Below are 21,714 nucleotides of genomic sequence, written 5' to 3' on the forward strand. Positions count from 1 at the left end.
TTCGTCCCGCTTCGCTTAGTGGCCGGCCTGCGGGCCGCGTTCGAGGCCGGACAGCGAAAGCTGCTCGTCGATCTGGCCCATCAGACGCTCGAGCCCGGCTTCGGTATCGCTTTCGGCCCGCGCGACGAGCACGTCCTGCGTGTTCGAGGCGCGCAGCAGCCACCAGCCGTCGGCCGTGTTGACCCGGACACCGTCGATCGCGATCACTTGCGCGTCGGTTCCGGCCAGACGCTCCTTCACTTCGTCGATCGCCGCGAACTTTCGGCTTTCGTCGACCTGGAAGCGCATTTCGGGCGTGTTGAGCATTTGCGGCATCTCGCCGCGCAGCGTGGTGACCGACTTGCCCAGCCGCACGCTGGCCGCGATCAGGCGCACGGCGGCGTAGAGGGCGTCGTCATAACCGTAGTATTCGTGGGCGAAGAACACATGCCCGCTCATCTCGCCGGCCAACGGCGATCCGGTTTCCTTCATCTTGGACTTGATCAGCGAGTGCCCGGTCTTCCACATCAGCGGTTCGCCGCCATGCTGCTTGACGGTGTCGAACAGCGCGCGCGACGCTTTCACGTCGGCGATGATCGTGGCGCCCGGCACCATGTCGAGCAGATCTTCGGCATAGATCATCAGCAGCTGATCGCCCCAGATCACCCGGCCTTCGCCATCGATCGCGCCGATCCGGTCGCCATCGCCGTCGAAGGCCACGCCGAAATCGAGCTTCTTCTCGGCGACCAGCGCCTTCAGGTCTGCGAGGTTCTTTTCCTCGGTCGGATCGGGATGATGATTGGGGAACGTGCCATCGACCTCGGTATAGAGCAGGTGATGTTCGCCCGGCAGCTTCGCCGCCAGCAGCTCGAGCGCGGGGCCGGCGGCACCGTTGCCCGCATCCCAGCCGATCCGCATGGCCTTGAGCGCTTCGGCGTCGATGCCGCTGATCCCTTCGAGCAGGCGCATGATGTATTCGTCGATGATGTCGCGGCTCTCGAACGAGCCGCTGCCTTCGTCCCAGTCGCCCGTGGCTGCCATTTCGCCGAGCTTGAGGATGTCCGCGCCAAAGAATGGCCGGCCGCGAAATACCATCTTGAAGCCGTTGTAATCGGGGGGATTGTGGCTGCCAGTTATCTGAATGCCGCCGTCCACGTCTTCACTTGAAGCTTCCGCGTAGTAGAGCATCGGGGTCGGCCCCATGCCGATGCGCACGGCATCGACGCCGCTCGCATTGAGACCGGCGACCAAGGCGTCTTCCAGCATCGTCGAGCTTGTCCGACCGTCGTAGCCGACGGCCACCTTGCTGCCGCCGTCGCGCCGGATCAGCGTTCCGAAACCCCGCCCAATGGCCCGCGCATCGTCCGGGCCCAGGGTTTTGCCGATGATCCCGCGAATGTCGTATTCACGAAGGACAGTGGGGTCGAACGTATAGCTCATCATTGCTCCTGCGATTCGGTTGGAAGATCGGCCAGCAGCATATCGCGCGCTGCGTTGGCTTCATGCACCTTTTCGCTCGATCCGCCCCGATCCGGATGCACCGTGGTGATCAGACGACGATGGGCATCGAGAATCTCGCGACGATCCGCGCCGTCGTCCACGCCGAGCAGGACTTGCGCCTGCGCCTTGGCGAAGGACCGGCGCGCCGGCAGCCGTCGCTGCCATGGCCAGCGCCCGAAGAACAGGCGCCAGGCGCAGACCGCGAGGATCACCAGCCAGACGAGTTTGAGCATGGTTCGGGGGTTTCGTCAGCCCGCGAACGCGAGATCGGGCTGGCGGCGCGCGGGCATCGGCAAGTTGAGGCCGGCGACGAGCTGGCGCAGCTCCTGCCGCGCGACGAGATGGCTGGTGCCGAGATCGCCCAGATGCTCCTTGTCGAGCAAGGTCAGGCCCGAGGGGAACAGCTCGCGGAAGATGACGCGTTCGGACAAGCCGCTGGCGACACGGAAGCCGACGCGCTTGGACAGTTCGCGCAAGGCACCGTCGAGGCGGCGCATGTTGCGCGCTTCGACATGCTGCACGCGGTTGCGCACCACGACCCAGTCCATCTCGCGCCGACCGTCCTCGATCGTGCGCATGCCGCGCTTCTTGCGCGCTTCCCAGATCATCTCCGCGTAGAACGAGAGCCGCTTGACCTTGAAGGTTTCGCTCTCGACTTGCCCGATCAGATCGAAGTCGACGAAGCTGTCGTTGAGCGGCGTCACCAGCGTATCGGCCGAAGCCGCGACATGGCGTGCCAGCGGATCGTCGCGGCCCGGAGTGTCGACGATCAGGAAATCGTAGCCGTCCGAGATTTCGCTCATCAGGTCGTCGAGTTCGGCGGTACTCTCCCCATCGTAGACGGCGAAGCGCGCGCCGGGCAGCGCGATGTCCCGCTTGCGCTCGGTCTCGACGCGGTTTTCCAGGTAGCGGAACAAGGTGCGCTGGCGGTGATCGAGATCGACCGCCGCCACCGAGGCACCCTGATAGGCCAGCGCGACGGCGACATGCACGGCCGTCGTCGACTTGCCGGTACCGCCCTTCTCGTTGGCGAAGACGATGCGATGGGTTGTCACGAGCTAAACCCGCTCCTTCCAAGGTTGTCCGAACCTACACTGCCCGGCTAAGGCGAGCGGCGCGTCGGTCGTGACGTGAATATCGGAGCAGGCGGCGCCATGCAAATCGTCCAGGAGCTTGATCCACTGCGAACTGCCGTTGCTGGTTTGCGCCGGACCGGCACGCTGGCGCTCGTCCCGACGATGGGCGCGCTGCACCAAGGCCATCTCGAACTGGTGCGAACGGCGCGGGAGCGAGCCGATACCGTTGCGGTGTCGATCTTCGTGAACCCGCGGCAGTTCGGCGCCGGGGAGGATCTCGACGCCTATCCCCGCCAGTTCGAGCGCGATTGCGCCATGCTCGAAGCGGAAGGAGTCGATCTCGTCTGGGCGCCCGGCGTGGATCAGATGTATCCGCCGGGCTATGCCACCAACATCTCGGTTTCGGGGGTCAGCGAAGGGCTTTGCGGCGGAACACGCCCGGGCCACTTCGATGGCGTCGCCACCGTGGTGTGCAAGCTGTTCAATCAGGTCCGGCCTGACCTCGCCTTCTTCGGGGAGAAGGACTGGCAGCAGCTTGCCGTGATTCGCCGCATGGCCCGCGACCTCGATCTCGTGCGACCCGCAGCCGATCGCATTCTCGGCGTCCCGACCGTGCGCGAAGCAGACGGCCTCGCGATGAGTTCGCGCAACGCCTATCTGACCGAAAGCGAGCGCGCGCAGGCCGCGACTTTGCCGGCCGCGATGCGCGCGGCGACTGCGGCGATCGTCGCGGGCACGCCGATCGATGACGCGCTCGACACATTGCGCCGAGAGCTGGTCCGGGGCGGTTTCAGCGCAGTCGACTACGCCGAAGTTCGCGATGCCGCTTCGCTCGAACCGATTGAGCGACTCGCCGAACGTCCCGCTCGATTGCTCGTCGCCGCTCGCATCGGGCGGGCGCGGCTGATCGACAATATGCCCTTGGTTGTCGATCCTCGGACTGCGCCTCCTCACCCCGCCGCCTGAGAAACGCACGGCCGGCGAGTGGTTTAAATCACAGATCGGGCGCTTTCCAGTCATCCTGTCTGCGGGTATCAATCCGCTTGTGGGAGCGCAAAGTATCGCGCGGATTTTAGAGGGAGCCACCAAGATGAAGAAGCTTGCTTGTGCGATTGCCGCAATCGCCGTCGTGATGTCCGGAAGTACCGCCGAGGCCGCAGATCGTTCTTCCGGTCGCAAAGCGCAGGATCGCGGAACCCAGAACATTCCGATTTGCGCACGCAACCTCGGTACGGTCGCCATTGTCGAGCCGGACAGTCAGTGGTGGCGCGAATACAATCTCGGCAGCCCCGAAGCGATCCTGCGCGTCTTCGTGCAGCGTTCGCGTTGCTTCACCCTGGTGAACCGCGGCCGGTCGCTCGAGAACCGCGCGATGGAGCGCGCGCTTGCCGATAACGGCGAACTGCAGCGCGGCTCGAACATCGGCCGCGGGCAAGTCAAGGCGGCGGATTACTTCCTTCAGCCCGATATCGTCAGCGCCAACCGCAATTCGGGCGGCAATGGGCTTGGCGCCGTGCTTGGCGGCGTCGGCGGCCTGTTCGGCCGTGGTATCGGGGCAATCGCGGGCGGTCTCAACATCAAGAAGGGCGAGGCCAACGTCACTCTCTCCGTGGTCAACTCGCGGACCACGGTCGAGGAAGCGCTGACCGAGGGCTATGCCCGCAAGTCGGATGTCAGCTTCCGGGCTGGCGGCGGCGGGTTCTTCGGCGGCACGTTCGGCGGCGTCGGCGGGGGCGGCTATCAGAACACCGAGATCGGGCAAGTCATCGTGCTCGCTTATCTCGATGCGTACACGCAACTCGTCTCGCAACTGGGCGGACTGCCGAGCGATGCCTCCGCGGCCGCACCGCAGGCCGAATAAGGCGGCAAAGAACGCATTTCGCACAGGAGGGCGGGGCTGCGGCGCCGCCCTTTTCGTTTGTCTCAGTGATCCGACGACCGACTTGGCCAAGTCGCAAGCTTTACGTCGGTGCGTTTCGCAGTATACGGCCAAACATAGCGCTGGTTGATCGGCGCGGAGCCTCGCACCGATGCAACTCGATCGCCGAAATCTCCTGATCGCTGCCTTGGCCGGTGCAGTGGCGGCCTGCACGGAGCCTGCCGCGTCGCGCAGCGTGCGGGTTGCAGTGGCTGCGAACTTCACGGCCTGCGCAAAAGAGATTGCCGCAGCCTTTCAGCAGGAACGCGGCGATCCCGCCGTCCTGAGCTTCGGATCGTCCGGCGCCTTCTACGCGCAGATCGCCCAAGGCGCGCCCTTTGACGTATTCCTGTCCGCCGATGCCGCGAAGCCGCGCCAGCTGGTGGCCGAAGGCCTGGCGCCGGCTTCCGGACTCTTCCCTTACGCAATCGGGCAGCTGGCACTGTACTCGGCGCGCGCCGGCCTGGTCGATGCGGAGGGAGACGTGCTGCGCACCGGCAATTTCGCGCGCATCGCGATCGCCGACCCGCAGCTTGCTCCTTACGGTCAAGCCGCAATCGAAGTGATGGACAGGCTCGGCGTGCGCGCGCGTCTGGCGCCGCGCCTTGTCCGGGGCACCTCCATCGCCCAGGCCTTTCAGTTTGTTTCGTCCGGCGCCGCCGACCTCGGCTTCGTGGCGCAGAGCCAGCTGGTCGGCGCCACCGGCGGATCGCGCTGGGCGGTGCCCGCAGATCTGCACTCGCCGATCGAGCAGCAGGCGGTTCTTCTCGCCAAGGCTAGCGACAATCCCGCCGCGACCGCTTTCGTCGCATTCCTGAAATCCGCCGCAGCCCGCGCCATCATCGCGCGCTATGGCTATGGCCTGCCGGGCTGAAGCCTCCAGCCGATGGGTCTCGTCATCCGCACCACCGCCGAACTGGCCGCGATCACCACGATCCTGCTGCTGATCCTTGCGACCCCGCTCGCCTGGTGGCTGACTCGCTCGTCGTCCTGGACGAAAGATCTGATCGCCGCGCTGGTGGCGCTGCCGCTGGTCCTGCCCCCCACGGTCATCGGCTTTTACGTGCTGGTGGCGCTGGGGCCGGACAGCCCGCTGATGGCGCTGCTGCACCCGTTCGGCATTCGCACGCTGGCGTTCACGTTCGAGGGCCTTGTGATCGGATCGCTGGTCTATTCACTTCCCTTCGCGGTGCAGCCGTTACGCACCGCTTTCGAACTCATCGGCACGCGCCCACTCGAGATCGCCGCGACCATGGGCGCCGGGCCGCTCGATCGCTTCCTGACCGTGGTCGTACCACTCGCGCGCCGCGGCTTCGTTTCCGCGGCCATCCTCGTCTTCGCGCATACCGTCGGTGAATTCGGCGTCGTGCTGATGATCGGCGGCGCCATCCCGGGCGAGACCGAAGTGCTCTCCACCCGCATCTACCGCCTTGTCGAAAGCCTCGATTTCGCCGCGGCGCACCGCATCGCCGCAGGGTTGCTGGTGTTCTCCTTCGTCGCGCTGTTCCTGCTGTTCCTCGCCGACCGGCGGTTTTCGGCGCTCGAGCGATGAGCGGTCGGATCGTACTGCGTGGCCCCGTCAGCCGGGATTTCGCGCTCGAGGTGGCGTTCGGTCTGCCGGAACGCGGCGTCACCTGCCTCACCGGCCCCTCGGGCTCGGGCAAGACCACGATCCTGCGGGCGGTCGCCGGGCTCGAACGATTGCCCGGAGAGGTTCGCGTCGGCGGAGAGACCTGGCAGGACGAGAGCCGCTTCGTCCCCCCCCACCAGCGTCCGGTGGGTTACGTCTTTCAGGGCGGAAGCCTGCTGCCGCACCTGACGGTACGCCGTAACCTCGCTTACGCCCAAAGGCGCGCGCCCGATGGGCCGTTCGACGCCGCCCGCGTGATCGCGCTGACCGGCATCGGACCGCTGCTCGATCGCACGCCGTCGCGGCTTTCGGGTGGCGAGACGCAGCGCGCTTCGCTGGCGCGGGCGCTCTTGTGCCAACCCCGGCTGCTGCTGATGGACGAGCCTCTCTCCGCGCTCGACAGCGAGGCCCGCACCGCGCTGCTGGCGCATTTCGAGCAACTCTTCGCCGAATTCGCCCTGCCGGTGCTGTACGTCACGCATGACCGGCATGAAGCGGAAAGGCTGGGCGCCCGCATCCTCCGGATCCGCGACGGCGCTCTGGCGGACTGCAAGATGGCTGAGCGGCGGCAATGACGAGGGCGCACTCCGCTTGCAAGATCAAGGTGCAGATCCTCTGCGACGACGAGATCGCCATGGGGCCCGGCAAGGCCGACTTGCTCGAGGCGTTCGCGCGCGAAGGATCGATTTCCGCCGCAGGACGCGCGCTGGGCATGAGCTATCGCCGCACCTGGTTGCTCGTCGATACGATGAACCGCTGCTGGCACTCGCCCTTGGTCGAGACGGTCCAGGGCGGCCGCAAGGGCGGCGGCGCTCGCCTGACCGATCTGGGTACGGCGATCCTCGCCCAGTACCGCCAGCTTCAGGCGGACCTGGACCAGGCGAGCGGCGGAGCGGCGCTGCACGCCCTGACAGCGACGTTGCGCGAGCGCCCAGCCCCGGCGCAGTCGCCCCGCTCCCCGGCGAAGCATTAGCGAAATCTTATCCGTAGAGACTTACCATTCTCGGGAATGGGGTTTGCCGCAAGCCATCGCGATTGACCGTAAACGCCAAGCCAATCCGAAGGTCCTTTGTGTGATGCCACCTCACGAGTTAGTCGCGGTACTCGGGGCAGACAGCCCGATCGGGCTCACGGTCATCAGGGAGCTGGGCCGACATGGCGTGCCGGTCCTCGCGCTGGGCGGCAGCGCCTTGTCGCTTGGCCGACACTCGCGATACACGCGCAAATTCGCCACGATCGGCAAGCCGCTGGCGGACTGGCTTCCCAGCTTCGTCGCGGAACATCGGGTCTCCGCGATCATGGCGATTTCCGAACATCACTTGATCGAACTGGCGAAGCTGGCGCCGCAGCTGGTCGGCTGCAAGGTTCTTTCCCCCGCAAGCGAGCAACTCGCGCTGGTGCTGGACAAGCGCCGCACGCTCGAATTTGCAGAGACGCTGGGGATGAGCGTTCCCGATAGCTGGCAGCCCGTGCCGGACTCGGACTTCGCTGCGAAGGCCGCTTCGTTGCATTATCCCGTCGCCGTGAAGTGGCCCAGCCCGCCGGACATTCTCGACCAGCTCAACGCGGCCGGGATCGCGTTTGAGAAGGTCGACTATGCGACGGACGCGTCCCAGCTTCTGCAGATCCTGGGGCGCTACGATCGCTTGAACCAATGGCCGCTCGTCCAGACCTGGTGCCCCGGGTTTGGCCTGGGGCAGATGCTGATGATGCAGGATGGCAAGGCCACTCTGCGCTTTCAGCATCAACGCCTCAGGGAATGGCCGCCGACCGGGGGCGTGTCGTCGCTGGCCAGATCTCTGCCGCTCGATCGTCATGCCGAGCAGATGCAGCGTTCGGAAGCGCTTCTGGCGGCGATGGACTGGAGCGGGCCTGCCATGGTGGAGTATCGCTACGATCCTCAGACCCACAGGTACTGGCTGATGGAAGTGAACGGCAGATTCTGGGGCAGCCTGCCGCTGGCATCGAGCTGCGGCGCCGAATTCGCCTGGGAATACTATCGCAGGTTCGGGCGCGAGGATCGCACCGATCGCGAAGCGCGGTCACGCGACGGTCGGTCTCGCTTCGTCGCTCCGGACGTCAAACACTTGTGGGTGCAGTTGACCAACAAATCGGCTTCGCTTTCGCAGAAGCTGCGCCTCTCCGCGCAATTCCTGGGCGAGTTCTTCAATCCGAAGACCCGGTACTACGTCTGGTCCGCAGACGACCCGAAGCCGTTTTTCGGGGATCTTATCGATTCGACCCGGAGACGATCGCGGAAGGGTAAGTCTTGATCAAACCCGCTACCGCACCTTCAATTCGGGTGATGCATACCTCCGCATAAGCAGGATTGAGCTTGTAGGGGTCATGCAAGTGGGGAACGGGAACGCGGCCGTAGGACCCAAGCAATCCGCGCGGAATCGCCCTTAGTGCAGGATTGGCCGCAATTTTTCTGAGATGACGCACTTCCATCGCGAGCAGGTAGTCACCGGGCTGCGGCTGGTAGTCTTCCACCGCAGTGGTCAAATGGCCATGCAGGTCGAGGTGCCGGGCATCGGCTATGGCGGCAATGGGCGGATGCGCGGGCTTTCCCGTCGAGGTGGAAAGGCCGAAAGAGGACGCGGATGCGCCGAACTTTCGGGCCAGAACGTCGGCATAGGCGCTGCGACAGATGTTGCCGTGGCAGACGAACACCAGGCGCTTGACGTCCTTGGCTTCGGGCCGCCGCAAGGGCGCGATCCTGAGGCCGACTTCCGCGTAAGCGAGCAGGAGCCTTACGAGCCCGCGCCAAGTCCCGAACCGCGTTTCGATCGCATGTCTCATCGCGAATACAGCAAATTCGCGACCGCCTGCTCACCCACCCGCAAGAGCTCGCGCGTGGGGTTGTGCCGCAATAGCTGCGTGGGCTCGGTGAGCGAGTCGCACCCGAGCAAATCGTTCAGGCCGGGGTCGCGCAAGTCCGCGGTCCTGGCCGCCGACTGACCGGCAAGCCATTCGCAGTATTGCTCGAACCGGTACCGAACGATGCGATTGGACGTCCCGCGCTTGCGGTTCATCATCTCGAAGCTGTGCGACACGATCACCAATGCGGGCCAGCCGGCAGCTACGGCGTGACGCGTGGCATCGCGCAGTTCCCAGTCGGACATGGCTGTCAATTGCACGTGCCGGCGGCTGTCTCCGCGGCTCGAGATGGCCCCGATCGGAAGTTCCGTCACGCCATGCATCTGTGTGGGCGTGAGCACGTGCGCGCCAAACGAGAGGCGGCAATCCGATTGGTCGAGGCCAGGCGGGAAACTCGTGTCGAAAGGAATGTCGAGCTGCGACAGGCACCGCAAGGTGTTGTCGTCGGCGCCATAGTTGCCGGCTCGAAACGCCGTCGGAAACGGCGCGCCTGCCGCCATCAGCGTTTCGAGAGCGACCGTCAGCAGCACCAACTGGTCTTCTGCCGAGAAATCGGCGAGGTTCTTGCCGGTTCGGCTGCCGAGCGGATTGCTCTCGGCAAATGCGAGCCACTCCGTATGAAGATGCAATTGCACGTCGTGGCCGCGTTCGAGGATCGGGCCGACCACGCGCTTGATGGGTTCGATCCCCCAGACCAGCGCAGGCATCGGATCGACGAAGAACACCAGCTTGAGGCCGTGCCTATCCGCCACGTCCATCTGATAGAATATTCCGACATCGCCCTTGCTCGTCTCGCAAGCGATGCACGTGCGAAAGTTGTCTTCCCAATCGCGCGCCGCGCCCTGGCCGAACATGCCGGACGAGAATTCCGTGTCGATTGTGAGAAATACGGGCAGCATACCGATGGCCTTAGCGCAGCTTGATTGATGCTCCTTTAAGGAGATCAGCCGCGCATCGCTTTCACTCGGCGTAGCGCGCGCCAGCTCATCGCCTTGGTGCGATTGGTCGCCGGCCATCTGCCGGGCGCGGCGGGTTTCATTCCGAGCCGCCGCAACACGCCATTCATGCCGCGGGCATCCGCTTCGGCAAAGCTCCATTCCGAGCGCCACGTGATCGACAGCGAAACCGACGGCTGCGGCCCATTGCGAACGAAATGCGGCGCCATCACCGGAACGTAGATCGCCTCACCGGGACCAAGCGGGAATTCCCGTCCGCCTGCCAGCATCTCGTCCCGCCATGCGAGCTCGCGCCCGCCTCCGAGGTGATAGGTCTCGTGCACCTCGTCGGGTGCATAGGCTGGATCGCCGGCAGGAAATTGGGTCATGGTCTTCGTGCCGCGTAACTGCAGCAGGATGTTGTGCTCGGGGTCGAAATGATAGGGGGTCACGCCCCCCGGCGACGTGATGAAGGCAAACGCCTGGGTCTTGAGCATAGCGCCGGTCTTCGCTTCGATCGCCGGGCGCAGCTCGCTGAGCAAGTCGTTCAGCAGCCGGGCGTAATCCGGGTCTTGTTCGATATATTTGAGCACCGCCCAGCTGGCGCTGCTGTCGATCCGGCGGATGGTTTCGCCGATCGGGACGCCGGTCGGCTCGGGCTTGCCATCCACTCCGATCGGTTGATCGGCGGCGTTGTATTCTATCGCCGATTGCGGAAGCCGCTCGGCCAGTTGTGCCAGCGCCTCGAGTTCCAGCAAGGGATGATTGTGTAAGTCGTGGCTCAGACCATGCGGGATTTCGGGATAGTTCGCCGCGAACGTCGCTCGCGCAGCCGAGGGGAAGACCTTCATTTCACTTACACCGTCCGCGCACAATCAGATCCGCTCGGATTGCCTTGCATCCCGCCGCTGATCCCGTTTCGGCAACACGGCCTTATCCGACACAAATCCTTAGCATCCGGCTAACCACGTGCGGTTGTGCTGACCAGCGATGCTCGGTCCCGCTGTCCGGCACGAAGCCGACCAACGAGAACGAACGCCAAAGCTCGGGGCCGGAGGGCTTCTGCCCAGTTTTGCAATTTCCGGCCACGACCGCGAACTTTTGGCGCAACCTGGACGTTTCGTCTTTGAACGGTCCCGATCAAACGGGGATCCTGAACACAATGAGGACGGATCATGTTTGCCCATAGCGTAGGCGCCACCCGCTACGTCTTCAGCGACCTGAAAGAGGTGCTGGCGAAAGCATCTCCGCAACGTTCGGGAGACGAACTGGCCGGTGTCGCGGCGACATCCGCGGCGGAACGGGTCGCGGCGCGCCATGTCCTGGCCGATCTGCCGCTGCGTACCATCGCGGCGGAATCAGTGGTTCCCCATGAAGAGGACGAGGTAACCCGCCTGATCGCCACGCAGCATGACGAGGACGCGTTCGCCCCGCTGGCTTCGCAGACGGTGGGAGAGTTGCGCGAATATCTGCTCGCCGCTTCCTCAGCGGAACTGGAACGCCTGGCCTACGCGCTGACCCCGGAAATAGTGGCGGCGGTATCGAAGATCATGCGAAACCAGGATCTTGTCGCGGTCGCGGCTATGCGGCGGGTGGAAACGTCCTTTCGCAACCGCCTGGGCGGCGAAAAGGTGCTGGCAGTGCGCCTGCAGCCCAATCATCCCACCGACGATCCCAAGGGTGTCGCCGCCTCGGTGCTCGATGGTCTGTGCATGGGGTGCGGCGATGCCGTCATCGGAATCAACCCCGTATCCGACGATGTCGGCAGCACCTGTTCGCTGCTATATATGCTGGACGAGGTGCACACCCGCCTCGAGCTCCCGACGCAAAGCTGCGTGCTGGCGCATATCACCACGACGATGGCCGCGATCGAGCGAGGCGCCCCCGTCGACCTCGCTTTTCAGTCGATCGGCGGAACCGAAGCGGTCAACCGCAGCTTCGGCATCGATCTGGCGTTGCTGAAGGAGGCGCACGAAGCGACTTCGGCGCTCAAACGCGGAACCGTCGGCGACAACGTCATGTATTTCGAGACCGGTCAGGGATCGGCACTCTCGGCGGACGCGCATCACGGGGTCGACCAGCAGACGATCGAGGCGCGCGCTTACGCCGTCGCTCGGGCCTTCCGCCCCTTGCTGGTCAACAGCGTCGTCGGTTTCATCGGTCCGGAGTATCTCTACGATGGCAAGCAGATCGCCCGCGCCGCGCTGGAGGATCATTTCTGCGGCAAGATCCTGGGCCTGCCGATGGGCATGGACATATGCTACACCAACCATGCCGAGGCGGATCAGGATGACATGGATGCGATCCTGATGATGCTTGGCCTCGCGGGGGTGAATTTCATCATGGGCGTGCCCGGATCGGACGATGTCATGCTGAACTATCAGTCCACCAGTTTCCACGATGCCCTGTTCGTGCGCCGCCAGCTCGGCCTGTCTGCCGCACCGGAATTCCAGGACTGGCTTGAAGGCAGCGGATTGAGGGATTTGGGCGGTTTGCCAAAGCTCGAGCGCGTCGGCATGCTCGAGCACCAGCTGGGTGATATCGCCTCGTGAGCCGGCTACCGGTGAGCGAAACAGACAAGTGGATGCGGTTGCGCGCGGCGACGCCCGCGCGAGTCGGCCTGGGCAATGCCGGTACCGGCCTGCCGACGGATGCGATGCTGGATTTTCAGGCCGACCACGCCTGTGCCCGTGACGCCGTCCACGCCACGCTGGATACGCAGCACCTCGCGGATCGGTTGAGCCGTCGCCCCGCTGCGATTGTCACGAGCCGCGCGGAGGACCGACAGACCTATCTGCGCCGGCCCGATCTCGGTCGTCGATTGAGCGAGGAAAGCGCCAAGAGCCTGGAGCAGACCGATTGCGACATCGCCTTCGTCCTTGCCGACGGCCTTTCCGCCCTCGCCGTCGAGCGCCATGCCATTCCCCTGCTGACAGCGCTCGGTGCCATCGAAGCGGGTTATAGCGAGGCGCCGGTCGTCATTGCTACCCAGGCGCGGGTCGCGTTGGGAGACGACATCGGAGAACGCCTCAGGGCCCGGCTGATCGTCATGTTGATTGGCGAAAGGCCCGGCCTCAGTTCATCGGACAGTCTCGGCATCTATACGACATGGCACCCGCATGTCGGGCGCCGTGATCACGAACGCAACTGCATTTCCAATGTCCGCGAGCCGGACGGTCTCGCCTATCCCGTTGCCGCCACGCAAATTGACTGGCTGGTCAAGGAAGCCCGCAGATTATCCTGCACCGGCGTGTCGTTGAAAATGGACCTGCCGGTGGCGGAGAAGCCCTCGAGCCTCCCCGCTCCCGAGAACCGCTAATCGTTCAGCCAGCGGTAACTGGGTCAGCGAACGGCGGGTCTATTGCCGGGATAGGCTGGACCGGCTCGGGCTCGAGGATATGCGGGCCGTATCCGTAACCCCCGCATCGGCGCACATCCCACGTCTGGGCCACGCTACTACTCAGATATCGGCACCTTTCCCAAATCCCAACTAAGCGCGCATGGCGATGGATATCTGCGGGCAACTCTCAACAAACACAGCGCGCAACAGCGACCGTTTCCCGAATTCTCACTATTTTTTTGGATGTCTGCGGAAGGAGCGGTAGGCAGCGCGGACTTTGTCGCTGTCTCGATGGGCCAGTGCGCGTTCGATGGCGTCAGTGTGCCATTTGCCGCTTTCATTGAGCAGGGTCGATGCCATTGCGCGGAAGCCGTGGCCGGTCATTTCGACGCTTGTGTGAAACACGGTAAAGCGCTTGAGGAAGGCAATCGTCCTTGCGTCGCGATCCTCGCTGCTCGCCTTTGCCGCGTCGTCCCTGGGTGTGAACCGGTCCGCATAGTAGATCACGGTCCCCTTCTCGCCGCGCCGGACATGCCCCCCGGTCTTGGTCGCCTGACGGTAGGTCAACCAACGCTGCGACGAATAGCCCAACTCGCTTGCCGCCGCCCACAGGATCAGGACATTGATCCCGGGATAGCTTTTCTCGGACAGCGCGTTCTTGGGCATCGTGCAGGGACACAGTGGCGCATCCCAGGGCTGCACCCATGGCAGCCGACCTTGTTCCAGCTCGGCAATGATCCGCTGCGTGACCTCCCCATAGAGGCTGGGGTGTTCGCTCCTTGCCATATCTCCTTCACTCCTTTCCTCAACCGCCATGGACCGGCGCCAGGGTGGCGGGGGGCGGCAGGAGCGGACCGTCAGCCCCGCCGGCTGAAGGCGGGGCGCAGCCGAAGGAGCCCAACGAAGTGTAGCAACCGGGCAAGCGCAGCGGCCGGGTTGCGCCCCGTCGAGGTGGGGCTAAGGGGCAGCGACGCCCCCCGCCACACCCGAGCCGAGGCTAACGCCGCCGCGCGACAAGCGTGGCGACCGCTGACGGGAGGCGAAGCATCCCGCCCGGGCCGCGCATGCGGCCCGGCACGCGTCAGGCGATCGTTGCGGCTATGCCGACGAGACGGCGAAGGCGGCTCGGCCGTAGCGCAAGCGGAGGTAGAGCGCGGTCAGGCCCGCAGGGGCTGGGACGCCAAACCCGGTTGTAAAAATTCGTTGACAAATTTACTGCATGCGCGCGCACGGACACAGCCGAACAGCCGCCATTGTTTCCGGGTAAGCTATTCTATTGGCAGCATCTTGCTCGGGACGATATGCGCCAAACCTCGGTTCACTTGGCAACGACCGCTTTCAAATAAGCGAGCGTCTTGGACTGTTGACAGAACTTAGCCGACAAAGTGAGATCCCCTTGACGAAAAGCTGATATAACCCAATTGTTTCTCGGTTTGCGCGTGCATGGTTTCAATAACCAAAGCCTTTTCATCGACTACCATAAGACGAATTTACCCCGGTGGTGCCCGCATCTGCAAGCACACTCGCGCCCGACTGCGCGGGGCCGGCGGGATCGCGTTGCCGCAAGGCCTCGCCGATGAGCAGCAGCGCGGGTCCGTCGCCCAGGGCGGTGCGGGCGGCGAGCGGGAGGAGATCGAGCCGGGTGTGGAACGTCGAACGTTCGGGAAGGCTGGCGTTCTCGACCAGTGCGACCGGCGTATCCGGCGCAAGGCCCGCGCCGATGAGACCCGCCGACACGTCCGCCGCCGCCGCCTTGCCCATATAGACCGCAAGCGTCGCCTGCGGATCGGCAAGCGCCTGCCAATCCAGATCGACGCTCTGCCCTTTCACGGTATGCGCAGTGACGAAAGTCAGCCGCCGCGCGAGGCCGCGCAGCGTCAGCGAAAGACCGAGATCGGCTGCCGCCGCGCTGGCCGCGGTGATACCGGGGCAGACGTGTACCGCGATGCCCGCCGCGCGGCATGCGTCCAGTTCCTCGGTCGCGCGGCCGAAGATCGAGGGATCGCCGCCCTTGAGGCGCACCACTCGCTCACCCGCAAGCGCCGCTTCCACGATCAAGGCGTCGATCGTCTTCTGGTCCTTCGAGTGACGGCCGGAACGCTTGCCAACCGGAACCAGCCGCGCGAGCGGTGGAGCCAGCGCCAACACGCCGGGCCCGACGAGCGCATCGTAGAAGATCACGCTGGCCGATTGCAGCAATCGCTCGGCCTTGCGCGTCAGCAGGTCCGGGTCGCCCGGCCCCGCGCCGACAAGCCAGACGGTTCCTCGATCGATTGCGGTCATGAGACGGTTTCCTTGGCTAGGGACTGCACGGACTCCAGAATCCTGGCGATGGCGGGGCGGCAGGAGCCGCAGTTGGTTCCGGCGCACGTCGCACTCCCGATCGCGGCCACTGTGGCGGCGCCTTGATCGGCGGCTCTGGCGATGTCCCGCTCACCCACGCCATGGCAGACGCACACGATCGCACCGCGATCGGGCAATGGCTCGGAGGGGCGCCCGGCGAGCAATTCACGCGTGGCGAGTTCACTCTCAAGGAGCTTGCCTGCAACCCATTCCCGGGGCGGCAGCGTTCCCGATCGCGTCAGATAGATGGCGGCCAATAGCGTGCCTTCGGCCGACCTGACCGCGATCCGCCGCATGCCCTTGGCAGTGTCCGCGACTTCCAGACGCTCGCCTTCGGGAAGCAGGGGATCGAGATCGATCGTGCCGGCCCCTGCCAATTCGTAAAGCCATCCTGCGCGAAGCCGCGAACGCGTCCAGTAGACGAGGTCCATCGGTTGCGGCGCCTCGCACGTTACCAGAAAGGCGCGCCATTTCGGCGTGACGGCCTCGACACGCACTGCGGAATCCTTGAAACCCGGCTGCCCTGAAATCGGATCGACCGACTGGTTCGGCAACCGGTTCGTGCGGCCCTCGCCCGACATCATGTCGGTCCAGTGCATCGGCACGCAAAGCTCGCCCGGGCGCTGCGTGTGGGCAATCGAAACCCGGTACACCGAGGCCCCGGATGCGCTCTCGACTCGGGCGAGCCCGCCATCCAGAATCGCGTGCGCGCTCGCATCGGCGGGATGGATCTCGAGCAGCGGTTCGGGACGGTGCTGCGACAGCGTGGGCGACAGACCGGTGCGCGTCATCGTGTGCCACTGGTCGCGATAGCGCGCGGTGTTGAGGCGCATCGGAAAGTCCGCATCGGCGAGCGAACGGGGCGGCTGCACCGAGACCATGCGGGCCTTTCCCGAGGCAGTGCGATAGCCCGACGCCAACGGCCGCGCGCCGCCCCACTGAAACGGTTCGAGGCGATCGTAGTCTTGGCCGTCGATTGTATCATATGCCGTCAGGTCGAGCGCCTTGCCCCGGCGCGCGGCGAGGCCGGTCATCGCCGCATATTCGCGAAAGACATCGGCCGGGCCGGCCCAATCGAAGGCCGCGCCCCAGCCCATTTTCGCGGCCACATCGGCTACCGTGCGCCAGTCGGCCCGCGTTTCGCCCGGCGCAGGAAACAGCGCGCGCTGGCGACTGACGCAGCGCTCCGAATTGGTGACGGTGCCGTCCTTCTCGCCCCAGCCGTGGGCCGGAAGCAGGATGTCGGCGAACCGCGCCGTATCGGTGCGAGCGATGACTTCGGAAACGATCACGGTCTCGCAGCGGGCAAGGGCTTCGCGCACGAAAGCGCTGTCCGGCAGCGAGACGGCCGGATTGGTCGCCATGATCCACAGGACCTTGATCCGCCCCTCGTGCACGGCGCGGAACATGTCGACCGCCTTCAGGCCGGGACCGGGGCAAAGCGTCTCGGTATTCCAGAAGGCCGCTACCTCAGCGCGAGCGTCGGGCTCGAAGCCGAGATGCACTGCCAGCGTGTTGGCCAACCCTCCGACCTCGCGTCCCCCCATCGCATTGGGCTGGCCGGTGATCGAAAACGGGCCCGCCCCCACGCGATTGATGCGGCCGGTTGCCAGGTGCAGGTTGATGATCGCATTGCCTTTGTCGGTTCCGCAACGCGACTGGTTGGCGCCCTGGCTGAACAGGGTGATCATCCGCGGATGCGCCTCGACCAGATCGGCGAGGCGCGCGAACAGCGAAGGCTCGATGCCGGAGTCGCGCGAAAGCTTGTCCCAGAAGCCGGGGTCGAGATCGACGTGATCGGCCAGGTACGTGTCGTCGACGTGTCCGCGAGCCTTCATCGCGGCAAGCAGCGCATTGAACAGCGCGATATCGCCGTCGGGCGCGAGCGGAATATGCAAGTCCGCCTGCTCGGCGGTTTCCGTGCGGCGCGGGTCGATCACCACGAGCCTGGTGCCGCGCCGCGCCCGTGTCGCTTCGATCCGTTGCCACACGACCGGGTGGCACCAGGCCGTGTTCGAACCGACCAGCAGGATCAGGTCCGCCGCGTCGAGATCCTCGTAGGAGCACGGCACGACGTCCTCGCCGAAGGCGCGGTTGTGCGCGGCGACCGCGCTGGCCATGCACAGACGCGAATTGGTATCGATGTTGCCGGTGCCGACGAAACCCTTGGCCAGCTTGTTGACCGCGTAATAGTCCTCCGTGAGCAGCTGCCCCGAGACGTAGAAGGCGACGCTGTCGGGCCCATGCCGATCGATCGCCGCGCGCATCCGTCCCGCGACGGCAGCGAGCGCGGCGTCCCAGCTTGCTGGCCGACCGTCCACTTGCGGATGCAGCAGACGGCCTTCGAGACCGACCGTTTCGCCAAGGTGCGTGCCCTTGGAGCACAGCCGCCCGCGATTGGCCGGATGGTGCACGTCGCCCGCGATCTGCACGTCGCGCTCGCCGGTCACGGTCGCGGCGATGCCGCAGCCAACGCCGCAGTAGGCGCAAGTCGTCCGGATCGCGTCGGCCATCGTGGCTCAGGCCGCTTTCGCGTTGGCGTCCGCGTCCTGCGCGCGCGGTGCGACGACCGCCGATCGCTTGAGGTAGATCCGCCCCGCATCGACGCGCAACGGGATGGTGGGAACGCAGCCCTCGTCGCCGCCCAGCGCCTTGCCGCTTCGCAGCGAGATGTTCCAGTTATGCAGCGGGCAGGCGACGACGTCGCCATGGATGATTCCTTGCGATAGCGGCCCCTGCTTGTGCGGGCAGGCGTTGACCATGGCGAAGAATTCGCCGCGCATCGTGTGGAACACCGCGATCTCCTCGCCCCCGACCACGGGGAGCGTGCGCGCCGTCCCCGGCTCGATCTGGGTGACGGGTCCGATATCCAGCCAGTTGCCGATCATTGCACCACCTCCAGTTCGAGCGGCCTTACGGTCGCGATGTGATTGTGCAGATCCGCCCGCTCGCCCGCGGCGCGCTTGGCCCAGGGATCGTCCTGCATGAATTGCTGCGCATAGCGAAAGCGCGCGGCGAGCCTGCCGATGGTCTCGGGATCGTCGAACAGCGCGGCCTTGACGGTATCGAGCCCGACCCGCTCGATCCACGGCGCGGTGCGTTCGAGATACCAGGCCTGCTCGCGGTAGAGCTGGATGAAGGCGGCGCAGTGTTCGAGCGCCTCCTCCTCGGTCGCGACCTTGCACAGCAAGTCGGTCGCGCGCACCTTGATGCCGCCGTTGCCGCCGACGTGGAGTTCGTAACCGCTATCGACGCACACCACGCCGAAGTCCTTGATCGTGGCTTCGGCACAGTTGCGGGGGCAACCGCTGACCGCGATCTTGAACTTGTGCGGCATCCAGCTGCCCCAGGTCATCTGCTCGATCTTGACGCCGAGACCAGTCGAATCCTGCGTGCCGAAGCGGCACCAGTCGGAGCCGACGCACGTCTTCACCGTGCGCAGCGACTTGCCGTAGGCGTGGCCCGACACCATCCCGGCGGCATTCAGATCGGCCCATACGGCGGGCAGATCCTCCTTCTTGATCCCGAAGATATCGAGCCGCTGCCCGCCGGTGACCTTGACCATCGGCGCGTTGAACTTCTCGACCACGTCGGCGATCGCGCGCAGCTCGCGCGGATTGGTGAGCCCGCCCCACATGCGCGGGACGACCGAATACGTGCCGTCCTTCTGAATGTTGGCGTGCATCCGCTCGTTGACGAAGCGGCTCTTCTGGTCGTCCTCGTATTCGCCCGGCCAGGCGCACAGCAGATAGTAATTGAGCGCAGGCCGGCACGAGGAGCAGCCGTCTGGCGTGGTCCAGTGCAGCTCCTGCATGATCTGCGGAATTTCGCGCAGGCCCTTCTCGAGGATCAGCTCGCGCACTTCGGCGTGGCGGAAGCTGGTGCATTTGCACATCGTCTTCGGCCCGCTTTCGACCTCGCTGCCCAGCGACAGCGTGAGCAGGGTTTCGACGAGGCCGGTGCACTGGCCGCACGAGGCCGAGGCCTTGCAAGTCGCGCGCACGGCATCGACCGAATGCGCACCGCCCTCGATGCAAGAGAGGACCTTGCCCTTGGAAACGCCGTTGCAGCCGCAGATCTCGGCATCGTCCGAGAGCGCTGCAACGGCGGCGCTAGGGTCCAGCCGGGCACCTCCGGACGCGAAGGCCTGACCAAAGATGAGCGCTTCGCGAATGTCGGAGATATCCGCTTCCGAACGCATCAGGTCGAAGTACCAGTTGCCGTCGGCGGTATCGCCGTAGAGCACCGCGCCGACGAGCTTGCCGTCGCGGACGACGACTCGCTTGTACTGGCCGCGCGCGGCATCGCGCATGACGATGTCCTCGCACAATTCGCCGTTGGGCCCCGGTGCGCCCGAAAAGTCGCCGGCGCTGAACAAGTCGATGCCGCTGACCTTGAGCTTGGTCGAGGTGACCGTGCCTTCGAAGCCGCTGGGCGTCTCGGTCACGTAGTCGGCAAGGCTGCGGCACATGTCCCACAACGGCGCGACGAGGCCATAGCACAAGCCGCGATGCTGGACGCATTCGCCCACCGCGAGGATGTCGGGATCGGACGTCACCATGTGATCGTCGACGAGAATGCCGCGCTCGACATCGAGGCCGGCAGCGGCAGCGAGCCCGGTGGCGGGACGGATCCCCGCGGCCATGACGACGATATCCGCCTTGACCTTGGTGCCGTCGGCCAGCTCGATGCCCGCGACCTTACCGTCGGCCCCGAGGATTTGCTTGGTGTTGGCCCCGGTCAGGATCGTCTGTCCGCGCCTTTCGAGCTCGGTCTTGAGCAGCCAGCCCGCCGCTTCGTCGAGCTGGCGCTCCATCAGCGTGGGCATGAGATGAACGACGGTGACCTTCATGCCGCGAAGCGAGAGCCCATGCGCAGCCTCCAGCCCGAGCAGGCCACCGCCGATCACCACCGCGTCGCCGCCCCCATTCGCCTTGCCGGCTTCGGCGGCGGCCAGCATCTTGTCGACATCGTCGAGATCGCGGAACGTGACGACACCCTCGAGGTCCTTGCCGGGAACGGGTATGATGAAAGGGTCGGAGCCCGTCGCGATCAGCAGCTTGTCGTAGGGTTCGATGCGACCCGAAGCGGCTACGACGGTCTTGGCTTCGCGGTTGATGTGATCGACCCGATCGCCGGAAACGAGGGTGATGGCGTTGTCGTCATACCAGTCCTGACCGTTGATCACGATCTCATCGAAGCTCTTTTCGCCGGCAAGGACGGGCGAGAGCATGATGCGGTTGTAATTCACGCGCGGTTCCGCGCCGAAGATCGTGACGTCAAAGCGATCGCCGTCGCGCGCCAGGATTTCCTCGACCGCGCGGCAGCCGGCCATGCCGTTGCCGATCACTACAAGGCGCTGGCGCTGGCCGGGCGAACGGCCGTTTGCTTCGAAATTCACCGGTGCATTCACGTCGCGTCTCCGGATGCGACGCGCGACAACGCAAAAAGCCGCCTCGGACCAACTCCATGCGGTGGAGCAGGCTCGGGCGGCTTCGTTGCCACGCGTCTATCGATGGGGTTGGTGAAGCGGTGTGATCGCCCCTCGTCGGGCGCCGCTTCAATTTTTCTACATTAGCCGATTCGGCCTGGCGATGCCAAGAGAATTTTCGCAGCGCAGCATTCCGTGGGCTGCGGCGATGTGACGGATCGGCTCACCAGCTCTTGTAGGGCAGGAACTTGCCCGACATGCGCACTTCGATGCGATCGCCCTTTTCGTTGGGTATCTTCTCGACATCCATTTCGAAGTCGATCGCGCTCATGATGCCGTCTCCGCCCTTTTCCTGGATCAGTTCCTTGAGCGTCTCGCCATAGACGCCGACGATCTCGTAGAAACGGTAGATGCAAGGGTCGGTGGGAACCTGCTGGTCGAACATTTTCTTGGGATATTCAGCGAGAACGACACCCGCTTCCTGCGGCAGGCCGAGGCCGGTCGCCACTTTGTCGGCAGCCTCGCGCGGCAGCGAATTCATGCCGAGGCAGGCGGAAGTCACGAAGACCTCGCCCAATCCCGCCATCGTCGCGATCTCGGCCCAGGTGGTCCCGGCCGCGCGCTTCTTTTCCATGATCATATCGGTCACGTCGGATTTGTTCATCATCATCGTGGTCTCCAG

At 65.0% G+C, this 21,714-nt stretch carries 21 protein-coding genes; 9 read left to right on the forward strand and 12 right to left on the reverse strand.

All coding sequences use genetic code 11. The annotated features are described in order from the left end of the window. Positions 1–15 precede the first annotated feature (15 nt). The 3 genes from pgmG to GQO94_RS08860 are packed head-to-tail and all read right to left on the reverse strand — an operon-like array spanning position 16 to position 2,534. The gene (gene pgmG / locus GQO94_RS08850) at positions 16–1,419 is read right to left on the reverse strand and encodes a phosphoglucomutase/phosphomannomutase PgmG (protein WP_156840782.1); all 1,404 of its coding nucleotides are present in this window, start codon (positions 1,417–1,419) and stop codon (positions 16–18) included. Continuing rightward, positions 1,419–1,712 carry a J domain-containing protein gene (locus GQO94_RS08855; protein ID WP_156840783.1) on the reverse strand — a complete coding sequence of 98 codons (294 nt, stop codon included), beginning with the start codon at positions 1,710–1,712 and terminating at the stop codon, positions 1,419–1,421. Before GQO94_RS08855 ends, pgmG begins: the two co-directional genes overlap by 1 nt. Before the next feature lie 15 nt (positions 1,713–1,727). After that, positions 1,728–2,534 carry a division plane positioning ATPase MipZ gene (locus GQO94_RS08860; protein ID WP_156840784.1) on the reverse strand — a complete coding sequence of 269 codons (807 nt, stop codon included), beginning with the start codon at positions 2,532–2,534 and terminating at the stop codon, positions 1,728–1,730. A gap of 99 nt (positions 2,535–2,633) precedes the next feature. On the opposite strand from GQO94_RS08860, the gene panC reads away from it, so the two are divergent. The 7 genes from panC to GQO94_RS08895 all read left to right on the forward strand — a co-directional run bounded on the left by panC (position 2,634) and on the right by GQO94_RS08895 (position 8,376). Beyond that, positions 2,634–3,521 (forward strand): pantoate--beta-alanine ligase, encoded by an 888-nt coding sequence (gene panC / locus GQO94_RS08865; RefSeq protein ID WP_156840785.1) that lies wholly within the window; start codon positions 2,634–2,636, stop codon positions 3,519–3,521. A gap of 124 nt (positions 3,522–3,645) precedes the next feature. Beyond that, on the forward strand, positions 3,646–4,416 hold the full coding sequence (locus GQO94_RS08870) for a CsgG/HfaB family protein (RefSeq protein ID WP_156840786.1): 771 nt from the start codon (positions 3,646–3,648) through the stop codon (positions 4,414–4,416). A 169-nt stretch (positions 4,417–4,585) separates the two neighbouring features. Next, a complete protein-coding gene (modA, locus tag GQO94_RS08875; protein ID WP_156840787.1) occupies positions 4,586–5,347 on the forward strand; it encodes a molybdate ABC transporter substrate-binding protein in 762 nt (253 codons plus the stop codon). A 12-nt stretch (positions 5,348–5,359) separates the two neighbouring features. Then, positions 5,360–6,025: a molybdate ABC transporter permease subunit gene (modB, locus tag GQO94_RS08880; RefSeq protein WP_156840788.1), complete on the forward strand. Its 666-nt coding sequence runs from the start codon at positions 5,360–5,362 to the stop codon at positions 6,023–6,025. Continuing rightward, positions 6,022–6,678, forward strand: coding sequence for an ATP-binding cassette domain-containing protein (locus tag GQO94_RS08885; protein ID WP_156840789.1), 657 nt, complete (start codon positions 6,022–6,024; stop codon positions 6,676–6,678). Before modB ends, GQO94_RS08885 begins: the two co-directional genes overlap by 4 nt. Then, on the forward strand, positions 6,675–7,076 hold the full coding sequence (locus tag GQO94_RS08890) for a winged helix-turn-helix domain-containing protein (RefSeq protein ID WP_156840790.1): 402 nt from the start codon (positions 6,675–6,677) through the stop codon (positions 7,074–7,076). Before GQO94_RS08885 ends, GQO94_RS08890 begins: the two co-directional genes overlap by 4 nt. A gap of 103 nt (positions 7,077–7,179) precedes the next feature. Continuing rightward, the gene (locus GQO94_RS08895) at positions 7,180–8,376 is read left to right on the forward strand and encodes a carboxylate--amine ligase (protein WP_156840898.1); all 1,197 of its coding nucleotides are present in this window, start codon (positions 7,180–7,182) and stop codon (positions 8,374–8,376) included. Here the strand turns inward: GQO94_RS08895 and GQO94_RS08900 are convergent. From GQO94_RS08900 to GQO94_RS08910, 3 genes are all read right to left on the reverse strand, one after another. After that, positions 8,333–8,812, reverse strand: coding sequence for an arsenate reductase/protein-tyrosine-phosphatase family protein (locus tag GQO94_RS08900; RefSeq protein ID WP_332310837.1), 480 nt, complete (start codon positions 8,810–8,812; stop codon positions 8,333–8,335). The two genes, GQO94_RS08895 and GQO94_RS08900, sit on opposite strands and share 44 nt — an antisense overlap. Positions 8,813–8,901: 89 nt before the next feature. After that, complete coding sequence (locus tag GQO94_RS08905) at positions 8,902–9,882, reverse strand: polysaccharide deacetylase family protein (RefSeq protein WP_156840792.1); 981 nt, start codon at positions 9,880–9,882, stop codon at positions 8,902–8,904. A gap of 44 nt (positions 9,883–9,926) precedes the next feature. Then, positions 9,927–10,769 carry a cupin domain-containing protein gene (locus GQO94_RS08910; protein WP_156840793.1) on the reverse strand — a complete coding sequence of 281 codons (843 nt, stop codon included), beginning with the start codon at positions 10,767–10,769 and terminating at the stop codon, positions 9,927–9,929. 324 nt (positions 10,770–11,093) lie between these two features. On the opposite strand from GQO94_RS08910, the gene GQO94_RS08915 reads away from it, so the two are divergent. Further along, positions 11,094–12,470: an ethanolamine ammonia-lyase subunit EutB gene (locus GQO94_RS08915; protein WP_198045894.1), complete on the forward strand. Its 1,377-nt coding sequence runs from the start codon at positions 11,094–11,096 to the stop codon at positions 12,468–12,470. A gap of 11 nt (positions 12,471–12,481) precedes the next feature. Further along, positions 12,482–13,237: an ethanolamine ammonia-lyase subunit EutC gene (gene eutC / locus GQO94_RS08920; protein ID WP_232332840.1), complete on the forward strand. Its 756-nt coding sequence runs from the start codon at positions 12,482–12,484 to the stop codon at positions 13,235–13,237. 252 nt (positions 13,238–13,489) lie between these two features. Here eutC and GQO94_RS08925 read toward each other — a convergent pair whose 3' ends face one another. The 6 genes from GQO94_RS08925 to cynS form a co-directional block, all read right to left on the reverse strand. Continuing rightward, the gene (locus GQO94_RS08925) at positions 13,490–14,074 is read right to left on the reverse strand and encodes an ArdC-like ssDNA-binding domain-containing protein (protein WP_332310838.1); all 585 of its coding nucleotides are present in this window, start codon (positions 14,072–14,074) and stop codon (positions 13,490–13,492) included. 651 nt (positions 14,075–14,725) lie between these two features. After that, on the reverse strand, positions 14,726–15,541 hold the full coding sequence (gene cobA / locus GQO94_RS08930; RefSeq protein WP_156840796.1) for a uroporphyrinogen-III C-methyltransferase: 816 nt from the start codon (positions 15,539–15,541) through the stop codon (positions 14,726–14,728). Continuing rightward, the gene (locus GQO94_RS08935) at positions 15,538–18,114 is read right to left on the reverse strand and encodes a nitrate reductase (protein WP_156840797.1); all 2,577 of its coding nucleotides are present in this window, start codon (positions 18,112–18,114) and stop codon (positions 15,538–15,540) included. Before GQO94_RS08935 ends, cobA begins: the two co-directional genes overlap by 4 nt. A gap of 6 nt (positions 18,115–18,120) precedes the next feature. Continuing rightward, entirely contained in the window at positions 18,121–18,489 is a 369-nt protein-coding gene (nirD, locus tag GQO94_RS08940; protein WP_156840798.1) for a nitrite reductase small subunit NirD, read from the reverse strand. Beyond that, positions 18,486–21,002, reverse strand: a complete 2,517-nt coding sequence (nirB, locus tag GQO94_RS08945; protein ID WP_232332841.1) for a nitrite reductase large subunit NirB — start codon at positions 21,000–21,002, stop codon at positions 18,486–18,488. The genes nirD and nirB overlap by 4 nt, the downstream gene beginning before the upstream one ends. A 253-nt stretch (positions 21,003–21,255) precedes the next feature. Further along, a complete protein-coding gene (gene cynS, locus GQO94_RS08950; protein WP_232332842.1) occupies positions 21,256–21,702 on the reverse strand; it encodes a cyanase in 447 nt (148 codons plus the stop codon). Positions 21,703–21,714 lie beyond the last annotated feature (12 nt).

The organism is Novosphingobium aquimarinum (assembly GCF_009746585.1).
GTDB classification, from domain to species: domain Bacteria; phylum Pseudomonadota; class Alphaproteobacteria; order Sphingomonadales; family Sphingomonadaceae; genus Novosphingobium; species Novosphingobium aquimarinum.

Excerpts from the sequence above, each read along its gene's own strand:
- GQO94_RS08915 (WP_198045894.1), top strand. The coding sequence starts at position 11,094 with ATGTTTGCCCATAGCGTAGGCGCCACCCGCTACGTCTTCAGCGACCTG.
- GQO94_RS08870 (WP_156840786.1), top strand. The coding sequence starts at position 3,646 with ATGAAGAAGCTTGCTTGTGCGATTGCCGCAATCGCCGTCGTGATGTCC.
- GQO94_RS08925 (WP_332310838.1), bottom strand. The coding sequence starts at position 14,074 with ATGGCGGTTGAGGAAAGGAGTGAAGGAGATATGGCAAGGAGCGAACAC.
- GQO94_RS08895 (WP_156840898.1), top strand. The coding sequence starts at position 7,180 with ATGCCACCTCACGAGTTAGTCGCGGTACTCGGGGCAGACAGCCCGATC.
- GQO94_RS08910 (WP_156840793.1), bottom strand. The coding sequence starts at position 10,769 with ATGAAGGTCTTCCCCTCGGCTGCGCGAGCGACGTTCGCGGCGAACTAT.
- GQO94_RS08935 (WP_156840797.1), bottom strand. The coding sequence starts at position 18,114 with ATGGCCGACGCGATCCGGACGACTTGCGCCTACTGCGGCGTTGGCTGC.
- cobA (WP_156840796.1), bottom strand. The coding sequence starts at position 15,541 with ATGACCGCAATCGATCGAGGAACCGTCTGGCTTGTCGGCGCGGGGCCG.
- panC (WP_156840785.1), top strand. The coding sequence starts at position 2,634 with ATGCAAATCGTCCAGGAGCTTGATCCACTGCGAACTGCCGTTGCTGGT.
- GQO94_RS08885 (WP_156840789.1), top strand. The coding sequence starts at position 6,022 with ATGAGCGGTCGGATCGTACTGCGTGGCCCCGTCAGCCGGGATTTCGCG.
- GQO94_RS08905 (WP_156840792.1), bottom strand. The coding sequence starts at position 9,882 with ATGCTGCCCGTATTTCTCACAATCGACACGGAATTCTCGTCCGGCATG.
- GQO94_RS08855 (WP_156840783.1), bottom strand. The coding sequence starts at position 1,712 with ATGCTCAAACTCGTCTGGCTGGTGATCCTCGCGGTCTGCGCCTGGCGC.
- GQO94_RS08890 (WP_156840790.1), top strand. The coding sequence starts at position 6,675 with ATGACGAGGGCGCACTCCGCTTGCAAGATCAAGGTGCAGATCCTCTGC.
- modB (WP_156840788.1), top strand. The coding sequence starts at position 5,360 with ATGGGTCTCGTCATCCGCACCACCGCCGAACTGGCCGCGATCACCACG.
- nirD (WP_156840798.1), bottom strand. The coding sequence starts at position 18,489 with ATGATCGGCAACTGGCTGGATATCGGACCCGTCACCCAGATCGAGCCG.
- cynS (WP_232332842.1), bottom strand. The coding sequence starts at position 21,702 with ATGATGATGAACAAATCCGACGTGACCGATATGATCATGGAAAAGAAG.
- modA (WP_156840787.1), top strand. The coding sequence starts at position 4,586 with ATGCAACTCGATCGCCGAAATCTCCTGATCGCTGCCTTGGCCGGTGCA.
- pgmG (WP_156840782.1), bottom strand. The coding sequence starts at position 1,419 with ATGAGCTATACGTTCGACCCCACTGTCCTTCGTGAATACGACATTCGC.